The sequence below is a fragment of the Streptomyces silaceus genome (genome assembly GCF_001419745.1).
GTDB classification, from domain to species: domain Bacteria; phylum Actinomycetota; class Actinomycetes; order Streptomycetales; family Streptomycetaceae; genus Streptomyces; species Streptomyces silaceus.
On the sequence record NZ_LIRJ01000412.1, the window covers coordinates 1 to 13,221 of the forward strand.

Genomic DNA, 13,221 nt, shown 5'->3' on the forward strand with positions numbered 1-13,221 from the left:
GGCCGACCCCGGTCCAGCCGCCCCCCGACGCGCCCCGCCTCCCCGCGGACCGCAGGCCCCCGGTCCTGCTCCTGCACGGCTTCATCGACAACCGCTCGGTCTTCGTCCTGCTGCGCCGCGCCCTGGCCCAGGACGGCGGACGCCGCGTGGAGTCCCTCAACTACTCGCCGCTGACCTGCGACATCCGCGCCGCCGCCGAGTTGCTCGGCCGCCACGTGGAAGAGCTCTGCGAGCGCACGGGCCACACCCGCGTCGACGTCGTCGGGCACAGCCTCGGCGGTCTGATCGCCCGCTACTACGCGCAGCGGCTCGGCGGCGACGTACGCATCCGCACCCTGGTCACCCTCGGCACGCCGCACTCGGGCACCCGGGTCGTGCCGCTCGCGGACGCGCACCCGATCGTCCGGCAGATGCGTCCGGGCTCCGACGTGATCGAGGAGCTGAAGGAACCGGCGCCGGGCTGCCGCACGCAGTTCGTGAGCTTCTGGAGTGATTTGGACCAGATCATGGCGCCGCTGGAGACGGCATGCGTCGACCACCCGGACCTGGTCGCGCAGAACGTCCGCGTGACCGGCATCGGCCATCTCGCGCTCCCGGTCCACCCGGCGGTCGCGAACGGCATACGTCAGGCACTCGATCTCGCGCACCCGGGAACCGACGCGAAGGGCGCACCGAACGGCGTCACGGTCGCCTGACTCGACGAGCGCAACCGATTTATTATCGAACAATTCTCGAACGCAAGGCCAAAGCTACGCCCACAGACCGCCGAAAGGCGGCCGAATGCCCGTTTCCTGAGACCACGAAACCTGCCGAAGATTGTCGCGCCCGTATACCGCCGGGTACAGTCGCCGCACTGCTCTGCCCCTGCTGCCGAGGCGAAAGAGAAGTTGGTGAACGACCGTCACCCGTCGGGGAGCTCGACTCCCTCGCCCTCGGCACCCGGCGCCGACTACGCGCACTACGCGACGTACGACCAGCACGACACCCAGCAAGGCGGCTACGGCTACGACGGCTACGCCAACGGGTCCACCGGCAGCTACGCGACGGCCGGCTTCGACACCGGCACCTTCGCCGCCGACCCGCTCTTCGGTGACCTGCACGGCGGCGGCCAGTACGACACGGGCCAGTGGGCGACCACCACGGGCACCCAGCAGACGCTCAACTACGACGCGTACGCCGCGCAGCACCACGCCTCCCTGTACGACACCGGCAGCTATGACACGACCGCCGTGTGGTCGACCGGCGGCCATCAGCAGCTCGCCGACATCCCCGCGCAGCCGGGCCCCGACGCCACGGGCCAGTGGGACGCCGCCGCCTGGAACCAGGCGCCGCAGACCGGCCAGTGGGAGACGCAGACCTTCGACACGGGCGCGTATGACGCGACGGCGTGGAACTCCGGCGGCACGCACGACACGCACACGGCGCACACGGTGCCCGCCGCGCACGAGATGCCCGAGCCGCAAGAGGCTCACGAGGCGCCCTCTTCGTACGAGGCCACGGAGCCCGAGACCGGCGCCCACCACTACGAACTCGCCGACCAGTACGAGATCTCGGCCGAGTCGGCGTACGACACCGCCCCCGGGTCCACGTACGAGGACACCGAGTTCGACCCGACGGCCGTCGACTCCCCCGACGCCGCCCCGTTCTCCCGCCGCTCCTCCCGCGGCAAGAGCGGCGACCCCGCGGGCGGCGGCCGTTCGCGGACCCGCCGCCGCTCCCCCGCCAAGCGCTCCGCCCTCCTCACGGTCGCCGTGCCCTCGGCGTGCGTGATGGGCGTCGCCGGGGTCGCGGCCGCCTCCGTCGGCGGCTTCGGCGGGGACGACGACAAGGACACGACGGCGGCATCGGCCCCGGACGCCACGGCCGTGAAGCCGTCCGCCGCCAACAACAAGCTCGACACCCAGCTGGCGAACCTCTCCGCAGACGCCGGCGACTTCGCGGACCGCGCGAGCCGCACACAGGAGCGCATCGACCTCAGGGCCGAGAAGGTCGCCGCCGAGAAGAAGGCGGCCGCGGAGGCGGCGCGCAAGGAGCGGCTCCGCCCCAAGTTCGCGCTGCCGGTGAAGCAGCACGGCCTGAGCGCCCGCTACGGCCAGGCCGGCATCAACTGGATGTCCGCGCACTCCGGCATCGACTTCCCCGTGTCGTACGGCACAGAGGTCATGGCCGCGACCGACGGCACCGTCTCCACGAAGTGGAACAGCGCCTACGGCAACATGGCGATCGTGACCGCCAAGGACGGCACGGAGACGTGGTACTGCCACCTCTCCACGCACAAGATCTCCAGCGGCCCCGTGAAGGCGGGCGACGTCATCGCCTTCTCCGGGAACTCCGGCAACTCCACGGGCCCGCACCTGCACTTCGAGGTGCGCCCCGCAGGCGGCTCGGCCATCGACCCGCTGCCGTGGCTGCGCAGCCACGGCCTCGACCCGACGTAGGACACCCCTTCCGGAATCCCGGCCGTCGGGCCCCTCGGGCCCCCACCGAGGTGGCGGCCCGAGGCCCCGCCGGGCTACAGATCGTTGCGGGGACCCTGCCGGGCTACAGCTTCTCCACGGGCGCGTACCGCAGCAGCAGACGCTTCGGCTTGGGGTCGCCGAAGTCCACCGTCGCCTCCGCGTTCGCCCCCGTGCCCTTCACTCCGACCACCGTGCCGAGGCCGAACTGGTCGTGCGTGACCCGGTCGCCGACCGCGAGCGAGACCACCGGCTTCTCCGAGGCGCGGCGCGTGGCGAAGCCCTGCGCGCCGCCGGAGCGGGAGCGCGAGGAGGACAGCGACGAGGCGATGCCCCCGGCAGGACCCGACGAACGGGACGGCGGCGGCGCGGCGACGGCACCCGTCCGCTTCCAGTCCAGGTGCGCATCCGGAATCTCTTCGAGGAAGCGCGACGGCGGGTTGTACGAGGGCTGGCCCCAGGCGCTGCGCATCGAGGACCGCGTCAAGTAGAGCCGTTCACGCGCGCGCGTGATGCCGACGTACGCAAGGCGACGCTCTTCTTCCAGCTCCTTGACCTGCCCCAGAGAACGCATGTGCGGGAAGACGCCGTCCTCCATGCCGGTCAGGAACACCACAGGGAACTCAAGGCCCTTGGCGGTGTGCAGCGTCATGAGGGTGATGACTCCGGAGCCGTCGTCCTCCTCATCCGGAATCTGGTCGGAGTCGGCGACCAGGGCGACGCGCTCCAGGAAGTCGGAGAGCGAACCGACCGGAGCGGCACCTTCCGCACCACCGGCGCCTTCGGCGGCGTCGGCACCCTCCTCGGGCGCGGCGCCTTCCGGGGTGCCGGTGCCCGCGGCGCCCTCGGCGCCCTGAGCCGGCTCCGCGCCATCGGCCTCGCCCTCGGCCCGGCCGTTCTCCTGCTCGAACTCCAGGGCCACGGCGGCGAGTTCCTGGAGGTTCTCGATGCGGGTCTCGTCCTGCGGGTCGGTCGACGCCTGGAGCTCGGCGAGGTACCCGGTCCGTTCGAGCACGGCCTCCAGGACGACGGCCGGGCCCGCGCCGGACTCGACGATGGTCCGCAGCTCCTCCATGAGCGTGTTGAACCGCTTCACGGCGTTGACCGAACGGGCCGCCATTCCGTACGCCTCGTCGACGCGGCGCAGCGCCTGCGGGAACGAGATCTTCTCGCGCTGCGAGAGCGCGTCGATCATCGCCTCCGCGCGGTCGCCGATGCCCCGCTTGGGGACGTTGAGGATGCGGCGCAGCGGGACCGCGTCCTCGGGGTTGGCGAGCACGCGCAGGTACGCGAGGACGTCCCGGACTTCCTTGCGCTCGTAGAAGCGGACGCCGCCGACGACCTTGTAGGGCAGGCCGACGCGGATGAAGATCTCTTCGAAGACACGGGACTGCGCGTTCGTCCGGTAGAAGATCGCCACGTCGCCGGCCTTGGCGTCGCCGGCGTCCGTGAGACGGTCGATCTCGTCGGCGACGAACTGCGCCTCGTCGTGCTCGGTGTCGGCGACGTAGCCGGTGATGCGCGCGCCCGCGCCCTGGTTGGTCCAGAGGTTCTTGGGGCGGCGGCTCTCGTTCCGCTCGATGACCGCGTTCGCGGCGCTCAGGATCGTCTGCGTGGAGCGGTAGTTCTGCTCCAGGAGGATCGTCGTCGCGTCGGTGTAGTCCTCCTCGAACTGGAGGATGTTGCGGATGGTGGCGCCGCGGAAGGCGTAGATCGACTGGTCCGCGTCACCCACCACGCACAGCTCGGCGGGGTCGTCGCCCTCGCCTCCGGAGGGGCCGACCAGCTCGCGCACCAGGGCGTACTGGGCGTGGTTGGTGTCCTGGTACTCGTCGACCATGACGTGGCGGAAGCGGCGGCGGTAGTGCTCGGCGACGTCCGGGAAGGCGCGCAGGAGGTGGACCGTCGTCATGATCAGGTCGTCGAAGTCCAGCGCGTTCGCCTCGCGGAGGCGCGACTGGTACATCGCGTAGGCCTGGGCGAGGGTCTTCTCGAAGCCGTCGGCGGCCTGGGCGGCGAAGTCCTCCTCGTCGATCAGCTCGTTCTTCAGGTTGGAGATCTTGGCGCTGAAGGACTTCGGCGGGAACTTCTTCGGGTCGAGGTCCAGGTCGCGGCAGACCAGGGCCATCAGACGCTTGGAGTCCGCGGCGTCGTAGATCGAGAAGGACGAGGTGAAGCCCAGCTTCTTGTACTCGCGGCGCAGGATGCGGACGCAGGCGCTGTGGAAGGTCGAGACCCACATCGCGTTGGCCCGCGGCCCCACGAGCTGCTCGACGCGCTCCTTCATCTCGCCCGCGGCCTTGTTCGTGAAGGTGATCGCGAGGATCTGGCCGGGGTGCACGCCGCGCTCGGCGAGGAGGTGCGCGATGCGGTGGGTGAGCACGCGGGTCTTGCCGGAGCCCGCGCCGGCGACGATGAGCAGCGGGGAGCCCGCGTGCACGACGGCCGCGCGCTGGTTCTCGTTCAGCCCGTCGAGGAGTGCCGCCGGGTCGATGACCGGGCGCGGGGCGCCGTCGCGGTAGTGCGTGTCCCGGGACATGGGCGCGTCGAACTTCCCGTCGAACAGGTCGTCCGGAAGGGGCTCCGGGGCGCTGTCCTCGGGCGGCGGCGGGGGCTCTTCCTCGGTGCCCTTCGAGGGCTGGAGGTCCGCCAGGAAGCTGTCGTCAAAGAGGCTGCTCATCGCCTCCCGAGTCTAGGCGGCCCCACTGACAACCCGCCCCGGGTTCCGGCCACCTCCTCCGGCGGAAGGCGCTCGCCTACGTGCCGCCCGCGGACGGTCACACTCCGCTACGCCGTAGCGTGTCCGCGTCAAGGCCCTCGCGAAGTCACGAAAATGTATCGGGCATATCGAACATCAACCTTCACAGGCGCCGCACAAGTTGGCTAGCGTGCCCGGCGGGCCGCTCGTCCCCCACCGGCGAACCCCGCCGGGACCGGGTGGCCCCCGCCGAGTCCGACACGTTCGGAGCCGGGGACCCACCATGACCTTGGGGTGAATCGGTCCCGTACGAAGTACGGGACTGTAGGGCAACCTTCCGGACCACCCGCCCGAACCCGACAGCTAACCCGGTAGGCGGTCTACGGAAGGAGTCGCCTCCTTGGCGTCGCACCGCAAGCCGCGGACCCGTACGGCCGGAATGCGCACGGCCCCCGCCCTCGGCATCACGACGGCGGCAATAACCTCCGTCGCCCTCCTGTCGCAGAGCGCGCAGGCAGCGCCCTCCGCGCCGACGAAGCCCAGCCTCGAAGAGGTCCAGAAGAAGGTCGACGACCTGTACCACCAGGCCGGCGTGGCCACCCAGAAGTACAACTCGGCCAAGGAGCGCACCGACAAGCAGCGCAAGAAGGTCGACCACCTGCTCGACGACGTCGCCAAGCGCACCGACGAGCTGAACGAGGCCCGTCAGGAGCTCGGCTCGTTCGCCGCCGCGCAGTACCGCACCGGCGCGGTCTCCGAGACGGCCACGATGATGCTGGCCAACGACCCGCAGGGCTACTTCGACCAGAACCACCTGGCCGACCGCCTGACCACGCGCCAGAAGAAGGCCGTCGACGACTACCAGACGCAGCAGGCGTCGGCGACGAAGCAGCGCGCGAAGGCGGCGAAGAGCCTCAAGACGCTGAGCGAGTCGCGGGACGACCTCAGGACGAGCAAGCAGGCCGTCCAGAAGAAGCTGGGCGAGGCACGTGGGCTGCTCTCGAAGCTGACCGCCGAGGAGAAGGCGCGGCTGGCGGCGATCGAGCGGAAGAAGGAGCAGGAGGCCAAGCGCAAGGCCGAGGAGCTGGCCCGCAAGCAGGCCGCCGAGGCGGAGCGCAAGCGCAAGGCGGAAGAGGCCGCGCAGAAGGAGAAGGATCAGGAGCAGGGGGGCGGCCAGGACTCCGGCTCGGGGACCGGCACGGGCTCGGGGACCGGCTCGGGATCGGGCTCGGGCTCCGGCTCCACGGACGGCAGTTACGCCGCCAAGGCCGCGAAGGTCATCGACTTCGCCGAGGCCCAGATCGGCAAGCCGTACGTGTGGGGCGCCACGGGACCCGACTCCTACGACTGCTCGGGGCTGACCCAGGACGCGTGGAAGGCCGCGGGGATCTCCCTGCCGCGCACCACCTGGGACCAGGTGAAGGTCGGCACGACCGTGAAGACCGCCGACGCCAAGCCGGGCGACCTGGTGTTCTTCTACGACGACATCAGCCACGTGGGCATCTACATCGGCAACGGCAAGATGATCCACGCGCCGAAGCCGGGCGCGAACGTCCGTGTCGAGTCGATCTACTACATGCCGATCCACAGCGTGGTGCGTCCCGCGTAGCAACCGGACGGCACGTACGTCGTACTCCTACGCGCGCGTGGCCCGCATCCTCCCGGGGATGCGGGCCACGCGCGCGTAGAGGCGGAAAACTCGCTCCGCCGAGGACTCAGGTCGACGGAAGACGCAGTTCCGCCCGCCTACGGAAGGCTCGGTTCCACCGGTCGGCGGAAGGCTCAGCTCCGCCGGACGATCAGGTCCACAGCACCGCGATGAAGATGTTCGCCGTGGTCAGCAGGCCCACCGCGCCGAACAGCCCCTTGTCGACCTTCTCCTCGTCCCGCTTCACATAGACCAGCGCGAGGATCACGATCAGCACGGCCATCTTGATGCCGATCTTGAGGTTGTTGACCGTGTTGTCGTCCGCCTGGTTGAGGCCCACCAGGGCCACGCCGGTGACGAGCATGGTCAGCGCGCCGTGCAGCATCGCGGGGGTGAAGCGGGCCCCGCCCTGGCCCATCTGCTTCATCTGGGTCAGGAAGCCGCCCAGGAGCGAGGCGATGCCGATGATGTGCAGGCCGACGAAGAGATGGATGAGTACGTCCATGAGGCCGGAGCCTAGCCGGGGCCTCCGACGCCCCCTCCAGGCGCCCCCGTATCACCACGCCACCGGCAGTAACGCCGCAAAGGACCCATCGGTCACAGATGCGTGCGAAGAGGTCATCACTCCGTGATCGACATGATCACGCACGGTCGTAGCCTCGCGCACTTCTTCCAATTGCGCACAATCCGTCACCAACCCGTGACGGCCAGGTTTAGCGTCCTTCACCAGGTGACCGGCTCCCCACCGTCGTCCCGCCCAGGACGGCAGTCGGACACCACCGCCGAGAAACCCGGCGGCGGCCCGCTCCCCCTGTGCGGGCCGCCGCCGGACAGGTAAGGAGCCCACTTCGTGGCAGCGCACCGCAAGCCCAGACAGCGCTCGCTCAGCGGCGGCACGGCCCGTACGGCCGCCACCCTCGCTCTCGCGGGGGCCGCGTCGGCGACCGCTTTCGACGGCACGGGGCACGCGGAACCACGGCTCAGCCCCGCCGAGGTGAAGTCCAAGGTCGACTCGCTCTACCACGAGGCGGAGATAGCCACCGAGAAGTACAACGGCACGAAGGAGAAGGCCGAGAAGACCGAGAAGTCGCTCGGCGAGCTGCGCGACGAGGCAGCCCGCAAGACGGAGAAGCTCAACGCCGCCCGCAACAGCCTGGGTTCTTACGCCGCCGCGCAGTACCGCACCGGCGGCATCGACCCCTCCGTTCAGCTCGCGCTCTCCTCCGACCCCGACCAGTTCCTCGACCGCGCCGCGCTCGCCGACCGGGCCGGCAGCCGCCAGGCCGCCGCGGTCGACGACGTACGCAGGCAGCTCCGGTCGATCGACCAGCTGCACAGCGAGGCCGACGTCCGCCTCGACGCCCTCCGAGCCCGCCAGGCGGAGCTGCGCAAGCACAAGAAGACGGTCACAGGAAAGCTCGGCGAGGCCAAGCGGCTGCTGGCCCGGCTCACCGCCGACCAGCGCGCGCGGCTCGCGGACGACGAGGGCGACCGCGCCGCCCGCTCGGCCGACCGCCACGCGCCCACGGGCGCACCGTCCAAGGCCCCCAACGCCCGTGCCGCGTCCGCCGTCTCGTACGCCTACAAGGCGCTCGGCAGCCCCTACGTCTGGGGCGCCACCGGTCCGAACGCCTTCGACTGCTCGGGGCTCACCCAGGCCGCGTACCGCTCGGCGGGCGTCTCACTGCCCCGCACCACCTACGCCCAGATCGCCGCGGGCCAGCGCGTCTCACGCGGCGAACTGCGCCCCGGCGACCTGGTGTTCTTCTACTCGGGCATCAGCCACGTCGGCCTCTACGTGGGCAACGGCCAGATGATCCACGCCCCGAACCCGAGCGCCCCGGTGCGGCTCGCGCCCATCGACCAGATGCCGTTCGCGGGAGCCACCCGGGTGGTGTGAGCAGGCACGAAGCCCCCCAGTAGGGTCGGGCCCATGCCCCGCCGCGTCCTGCCGCCTCCGCCACCGCCCGTGCATCTGCGCACCTGGCCGGACCGTCAGGCCCTGCTCAGCGACCGCGGGACGGCCCTCGGGGAGCTGCGCAGGCGGCACCTGGGGATACACCGCCTTCTGCTGCTGTGGCTGTGCGGCGTCGGCGGCGTCATCGGCTGGGCGCTGCTGACGCTGCCGATCCGGTTCCTCGACGCGAAGGACCCCCTCGGCTTCATGCTGACCCCGGTCCTCGCGTTGGCCGGCCTGGCGGCACTGGCCCCCTCGGTGATCGGCGTCGTCGTGGGTCTCCGCCACGACCGGCGGATACGGGAACTGACCGAAGCCTGGCTCGCGTTGGACAGCCACCCCTCCTCCGACGCCCGGCTGCGCTCGCCCGGCCTCAGCCTCGCCTGGCTCCTGTCGTCGCTCGCCATGTGCGCGCTCGGCCTGTGGACGTCCTTCGCGGCGGCCGCGTACGCCGAACCCGGCCGCGAGACCTACACCGACGTCGCCCTCGGCATGGGCACGGGCCTGGTCCTGTGGCTGACGGGCCTGCTCGGCGCCGCGAAGGCCGTCGGCCACTACCGCTGGGCCCTGCGCAGACTGGGCCCGGCCCTGACGGCATCCCGCGCCGCCCACCGCTAGCGCGCCCCCATGGGGCACGGCCGCTCCGCTCAGACCAGCCGCCGCGCCGTCGCCCACCGCGTCAGCTCATGGCGGTTGGACAGCTGGAGCTTGCGCAGGACCGCCGACACATGTGACTCGACCGTCTTCACGGAGATGAAGAGCTGCTTGGCGATCTCCTTGTACGCATACCCGCGCGCGATGAGCCTCAGAACCTCCCGCTCCCGCTGGGTGAGGCGGTCCAGGTCCTCGTCGACCGGCGGCGCGTCGGTGGAGGCGAAGGCGTCCAGGACGAAGCCGGCCAGGCGCGGCGAGAACACCGCGTCGCCGTCCTGCACCCGGAAGATGGAGTCCACCAGGTCGGTGCCGGTAATGGTCTTGGTGACATAGCCGCGGGCGCCGCCCCGGATGACGCCGATGACGTCCTCCGCGGCGTCGGAGACCGAGAGCGCCAGGAAACGCACCGGGCTCTCCGCATCGGCCATCAACGGCGAGCAGCGGCGCAGGACTTCCACCCCGCCGCCCCCGGGGAGGTGCACGTCCAGGAGGACGACCTCGGGGCGGGTGGCGTTGATGACCGTGACTGCCTGGTCGACGTCGGCGGCCTCGCCGACGACCTCGACGCCGGTGATCTCGGTCCGGCCGATCTCCGCCTGCACTCCGGTGCGGAACATCCGGTGGTCGTCGACCAGGACAACTCGCACACGACGCCCGCTCGCACCGCCCTCGTCCGAACCTGTCGGCTCCACGGGCTCGTTCGCCTCGGTCGCGTCGCTCATGTCGTCGCCGTCCTCTCCATTTCCAGCTCGACTTCCGTGCCGCCGCCGGGCACCGCGCGCAGCCGCGCCGTGCCGCCGTTGCGCTGCATGCGGCCGATGATCGATTCTCGTACGCCCATGCGGTCGTCCGGCACCGAGTCCAGGTCGAACCCGGGGCCGCGGTCCCGTACGGACACGAACACCGTCTCTCCCTCGACTTCGGCGAAGACCTGCACCGCGCCGCCCTCGCCACCGTACTTGGCGGCGTTCACCATCGCTTCCCTCGCGGCCTGCATCTGCGCGGTCAGACGCTCGTCGAGCGGGCAGTCGCCGACCACGACGACCTCGATGGGCACGCCGTGCTTGTCCTCGACCTCCGCGGCGCTGCGGCGCACCGCCTCGGCGAGGGTGTCGGGCTCCTCGTCCTCGTCCTTGCCGGTGCCCTCGGGTTTGTAGAGCCAGGCCCGCAGGTCGCGCTCCTGGGCGCGGGCGAGGCGGCGCACCTCGCTCGCGCTGTCCGCGTTGCGCTGGATCAGGGTCAGGGTGTGCAGCACGGAGTCGTGGACGTGGGCGGCGACCTCGGCGCGCTCCTGGGCGCGGATGCGCATCAGCCGCTCCTCGGAGAGGTCCTGCGTCATACGGACGAGATAGGGGCCCGCGAGCAGCGCGATGCCGACGAGCACGGCGAGCGCGGCCTGCAGGACGGCGCCCAAGTGCGCGGCGGAGCCCTGCAGCACGAAGATGCCGGAGACGCCGGCGCCGACCAGCAGCACTCCGGCGGCCGACCGGGCCAGCGTCAGGGTGCGCCTGCGGCGGCCGACGGCCATCCAGCGGGCCCGGCGGGCATTGTCGGCCTGCCGCCAGACGAGGGCGACGCCGGCGGCGACGAGGAGCGTCGGGACGACATAGGCCTTGGTCGAACCGTCCAGGTCCACATTGCCGACGAAGACCATCGCGACGACGACCATCGCGAGGAGCGCGACGAGCTGGCCCTTGTCGGGCTTGCGGGCCACGAGCCGGCGGCGGCCGTCCGCCGATGTCTCGGTCGTGAAGGCCGAGGGGGGACGCTCCGCGTCGACCCCGCCCACGCCGAGCGGGACGAAGAACCAGAACGCGGCATAGAGCAGAGCGCCGAGGCCGTCCGCGGTGAACAGGCCGACGAACATGAGCCGGACCCAGATCACGGGCAGCCCGAGATGCCCGGCGAGTCCGCGCGCCACGCCGCCGAGCCAACGCCCGTCACCGCTGCGATAGAGCTTGCGCAGCGGTCGGACGTCGTCGAGGGGCGGGGCAGCGGCTTCCGGCATGCCATCGATATTCACACGCGAGCGCGAGTGCGGGCATCAGGGTCGACCCCCGAGACTTCCCTGATCTCGGCCCCTGCCCCGGCCCTGTCAGGGGTGGGGCCCGAGACGTCTCGGGGGCAATATCAGGGTTCGGCCAGGGTCGTCCCGACTGCCGCGGCGGGCCCGTGGCCGTCACCATGGACGCATGACAGATCAGCAGCCCGCCGAGACGGAGACCGAGGCCGCCATCCGCGACGCCCTGCGCACCGCGCACGGCCAGCCGGGCGGCCCCGTCGGCGATCCCGGGCCGGGCCTGCCCGCGGAGGAGCGAAAGTTCCGCCGCGACCGCCGGCACAAGAAGATCGGCGGCGTGTGCGCCGGGCTCGGCCGGCACTGCGACATGGACCCGGTGATCTTCCGCATCGGTCTCGCGGTCCTCGCGATCACCAGCGGCCTCGGCCTGGTCTTCTACGGCTTCGCCTGGCTCTTCGTGCCGTACGAGGACGAGGAGGAGAACGAGGCGCGCAGGCTCCTCTCCGGCCGCGTCGACGGCCAGGCGCTGACCGCCGTGCTCTTCGCGCTCGTCGGCTGCGGCGTCTTCCTGACTCTGCTGAACAACGGCGGGGCGCTCACCTTCGCCGCCACCCTCGCCCTGCTCCTCGCGGGCGCGGGGTACTGGTCGCGGCAGCGCGACACCCTCGCCCCCGACCCGGTGGCGGCACAGGCCGCGGCGGACGCCCCGCCCGAGGCGAAGGCGCCGCCCGTCACCACCGGCCCCTCCTGGTGGCGCGACCCGATCGTCAAGGACGGCACGCACGACGGCCTCTCGGGCTATTTCTGGGGCCCGGAGAGCCTGGACGTGGAGTACCGGCCCACGGGCCGCCACAGGACCGTGTTCTTCGGGCAGTCCCGGGAGACCGCGGGCGGCACGCCCTCACCCGCGCCCAGGCCCCGCGGGCCGCGCTGGATCGGCGGCTGGATCTTCCTGTTCGCCCTGCTCGCCGGCGGTCTCGGCACCGGCCTGACCTGGGAGAACCATCCGCTGGGCACGACGCTGCAGACCGGCCTCGCGTGCGCGCTCGCGGTGTTCGGCCTCGGCATCGCGGTCAGCGCCTTCCTGGGCCGCACGGGGGCGGGATCGATCGTCCTCGCGGTACTGACGGCCGGACTCCTCGCGGCCTCGGCGGCCCTTCCGAAGAACATCACGACGCACATCGCCCGCACGGACTGGATACCGACCACGGTGGCGGACGTCCGCCCCCACTACGAGGTGGGGCTCGGAACGGGCAAGCTCGACCTGAGCAAGATCGACATCGGCAAGGGCAAGACGTTGACGACCAGTGCCGAGGTCGGCGCGGGCGACCTCAGGGTGATCGTGCCGAAGGATGCCACCGTGCGGCTGGACGCGGAGGTGGGCGTCGGCGACATCGTGCTGCCGGACGACACCAGCAAGGACCTGGACATCGCTCCGGGCAGGGAGAAGAAGGTGACGCTGGAGCCGTCCGCGGGCGGCAAGGACGGCGGCACGATCGATCTGCGCCTCGAAGTCGGCCTCGGACAAGCGAAGGTGACCCGTGCTACGTCATGAATTCCACCCCGGCAAGCTGGTGGCGGGACTGTTCCTGCTGACGGTCGCCGTCGTGTACGCGGGTGACGCGGGCGGCGCCTGGGACGCGCCGTGGTTCGTCGCGCTGCCGCTCGTGATGGCGGGCCTCTTCCTCGCGGGCGTGGCAGCGACGATCCACGGGATACGTCCGAGGGGAGCGGCCCGTGCGGGTGACCGCTCCCAGGGCGCCGGGGAGTCGCGGGACTAGGGGGGCC

At 71.3% G+C, this 13,221-nt stretch carries 11 protein-coding genes and 1 riboswitch; of the genes, 7 read left to right on the forward strand and 4 right to left on the reverse strand.

The window, feature by feature from the left end; genetic code table 11:
• Window positions 1–695 (forward strand): lipase family alpha/beta hydrolase (locus tag AOK22_RS31840; protein ID WP_055702190.1); only part of this gene is annotated, 695 nt, incomplete at its 5' end.
• A gap of 195 nt (window positions 696–890) precedes the next feature.
• Window positions 891–2,438 (forward strand): M23 family metallopeptidase, encoded by a 1,548-nt coding sequence (locus AOK22_RS31845; protein WP_055702191.1) that lies wholly within the window; start codon window positions 891–893, stop codon window positions 2,436–2,438.
• Window positions 2,439–2,541: 103 nt separating this feature from the next.
• Here the strand turns inward: AOK22_RS31845 and AOK22_RS31850 are convergent, their stop codons facing one another.
• Window positions 2,542–5,136 (reverse strand): ATP-dependent DNA helicase, encoded by a 2,595-nt coding sequence (locus AOK22_RS31850; RefSeq protein ID WP_055702192.1) that lies wholly within the window; start codon window positions 5,134–5,136, stop codon window positions 2,542–2,544.
• Window positions 5,137–5,391: 255 nt separating this feature from the next.
• A riboswitch (cyclic di-AMP (ydaO/yuaA leader) is annotated at window positions 5,392–5,547 on the forward strand.
• 7 nt (window positions 5,548–5,554) lie between these two features.
• On the opposite strand from AOK22_RS31850, the gene AOK22_RS31855 reads away from it, so the two are divergent.
• On the forward strand, window positions 5,555–6,763 hold the full coding sequence (locus AOK22_RS31855) for a C40 family peptidase (RefSeq protein ID WP_055702193.1): 1,209 nt from the start codon (window positions 5,555–5,557) through the stop codon (window positions 6,761–6,763).
• 190 nt (window positions 6,764–6,953) lie between these two features.
• Here the strand turns inward: AOK22_RS31855 and AOK22_RS31860 are convergent, their stop codons facing one another.
• A complete protein-coding gene (locus AOK22_RS31860) occupies window positions 6,954–7,307 on the reverse strand; it encodes a hypothetical protein (RefSeq protein ID WP_055702194.1) in 354 nt (117 codons plus the stop codon).
• 345 nt (window positions 7,308–7,652) lie between these two features.
• Here AOK22_RS31860 and AOK22_RS31865 point away from each other — a divergent pair, with 345 nt between their 5' ends.
• Window positions 7,653–8,702, forward strand: coding sequence for a C40 family peptidase (locus tag AOK22_RS31865; protein ID WP_055702195.1), 1,050 nt, complete (start codon window positions 7,653–7,655; stop codon window positions 8,700–8,702).
• A 33-nt stretch (window positions 8,703–8,735) separates the two neighbouring features.
• On the forward strand, window positions 8,736–9,377 hold the full coding sequence (locus AOK22_RS31870) for a hypothetical protein (protein WP_055702196.1): 642 nt from the start codon (window positions 8,736–8,738) through the stop codon (window positions 9,375–9,377).
• 29 nt (window positions 9,378–9,406) lie between these two features.
• Here AOK22_RS31870 and AOK22_RS31875 read toward each other — a convergent pair whose 3' ends face one another.
• Together AOK22_RS31875 and AOK22_RS31880 are read right to left on the reverse strand one after the other, a co-directional pair.
• The gene (locus tag AOK22_RS31875) at window positions 9,407–10,135 is read right to left on the reverse strand and encodes a LuxR C-terminal-related transcriptional regulator (RefSeq protein WP_055702197.1); all 729 of its coding nucleotides are present in this window, start codon (window positions 10,133–10,135) and stop codon (window positions 9,407–9,409) included.
• Window positions 10,132–11,421: an ATP-binding protein gene (locus AOK22_RS31880; protein ID WP_055702198.1), complete on the reverse strand. Its 1,290-nt coding sequence runs from the start codon at window positions 11,419–11,421 to the stop codon at window positions 10,132–10,134. The genes AOK22_RS31875 and AOK22_RS31880 overlap by 4 nt, the downstream gene beginning before the upstream one ends.
• 184 nt (window positions 11,422–11,605) lie before the next feature.
• On the opposite strand from AOK22_RS31880, the gene AOK22_RS31885 reads away from it, so the two are divergent.
• Window positions 11,606–12,988 carry a PspC domain-containing protein gene (locus tag AOK22_RS31885; protein ID WP_055702199.1) on the forward strand — a complete coding sequence of 461 codons (1,383 nt, stop codon included), beginning with the start codon at window positions 11,606–11,608 and terminating at the stop codon, window positions 12,986–12,988.
• On the forward strand, window positions 12,975–13,214 hold the full coding sequence (locus tag AOK22_RS31890) for a hypothetical protein (RefSeq protein ID WP_055702200.1): 240 nt from the start codon (window positions 12,975–12,977) through the stop codon (window positions 13,212–13,214). Before AOK22_RS31885 ends, AOK22_RS31890 begins: the two co-directional genes overlap by 14 nt.
• Window positions 13,215–13,221: the final 7 nt, after the last annotated feature.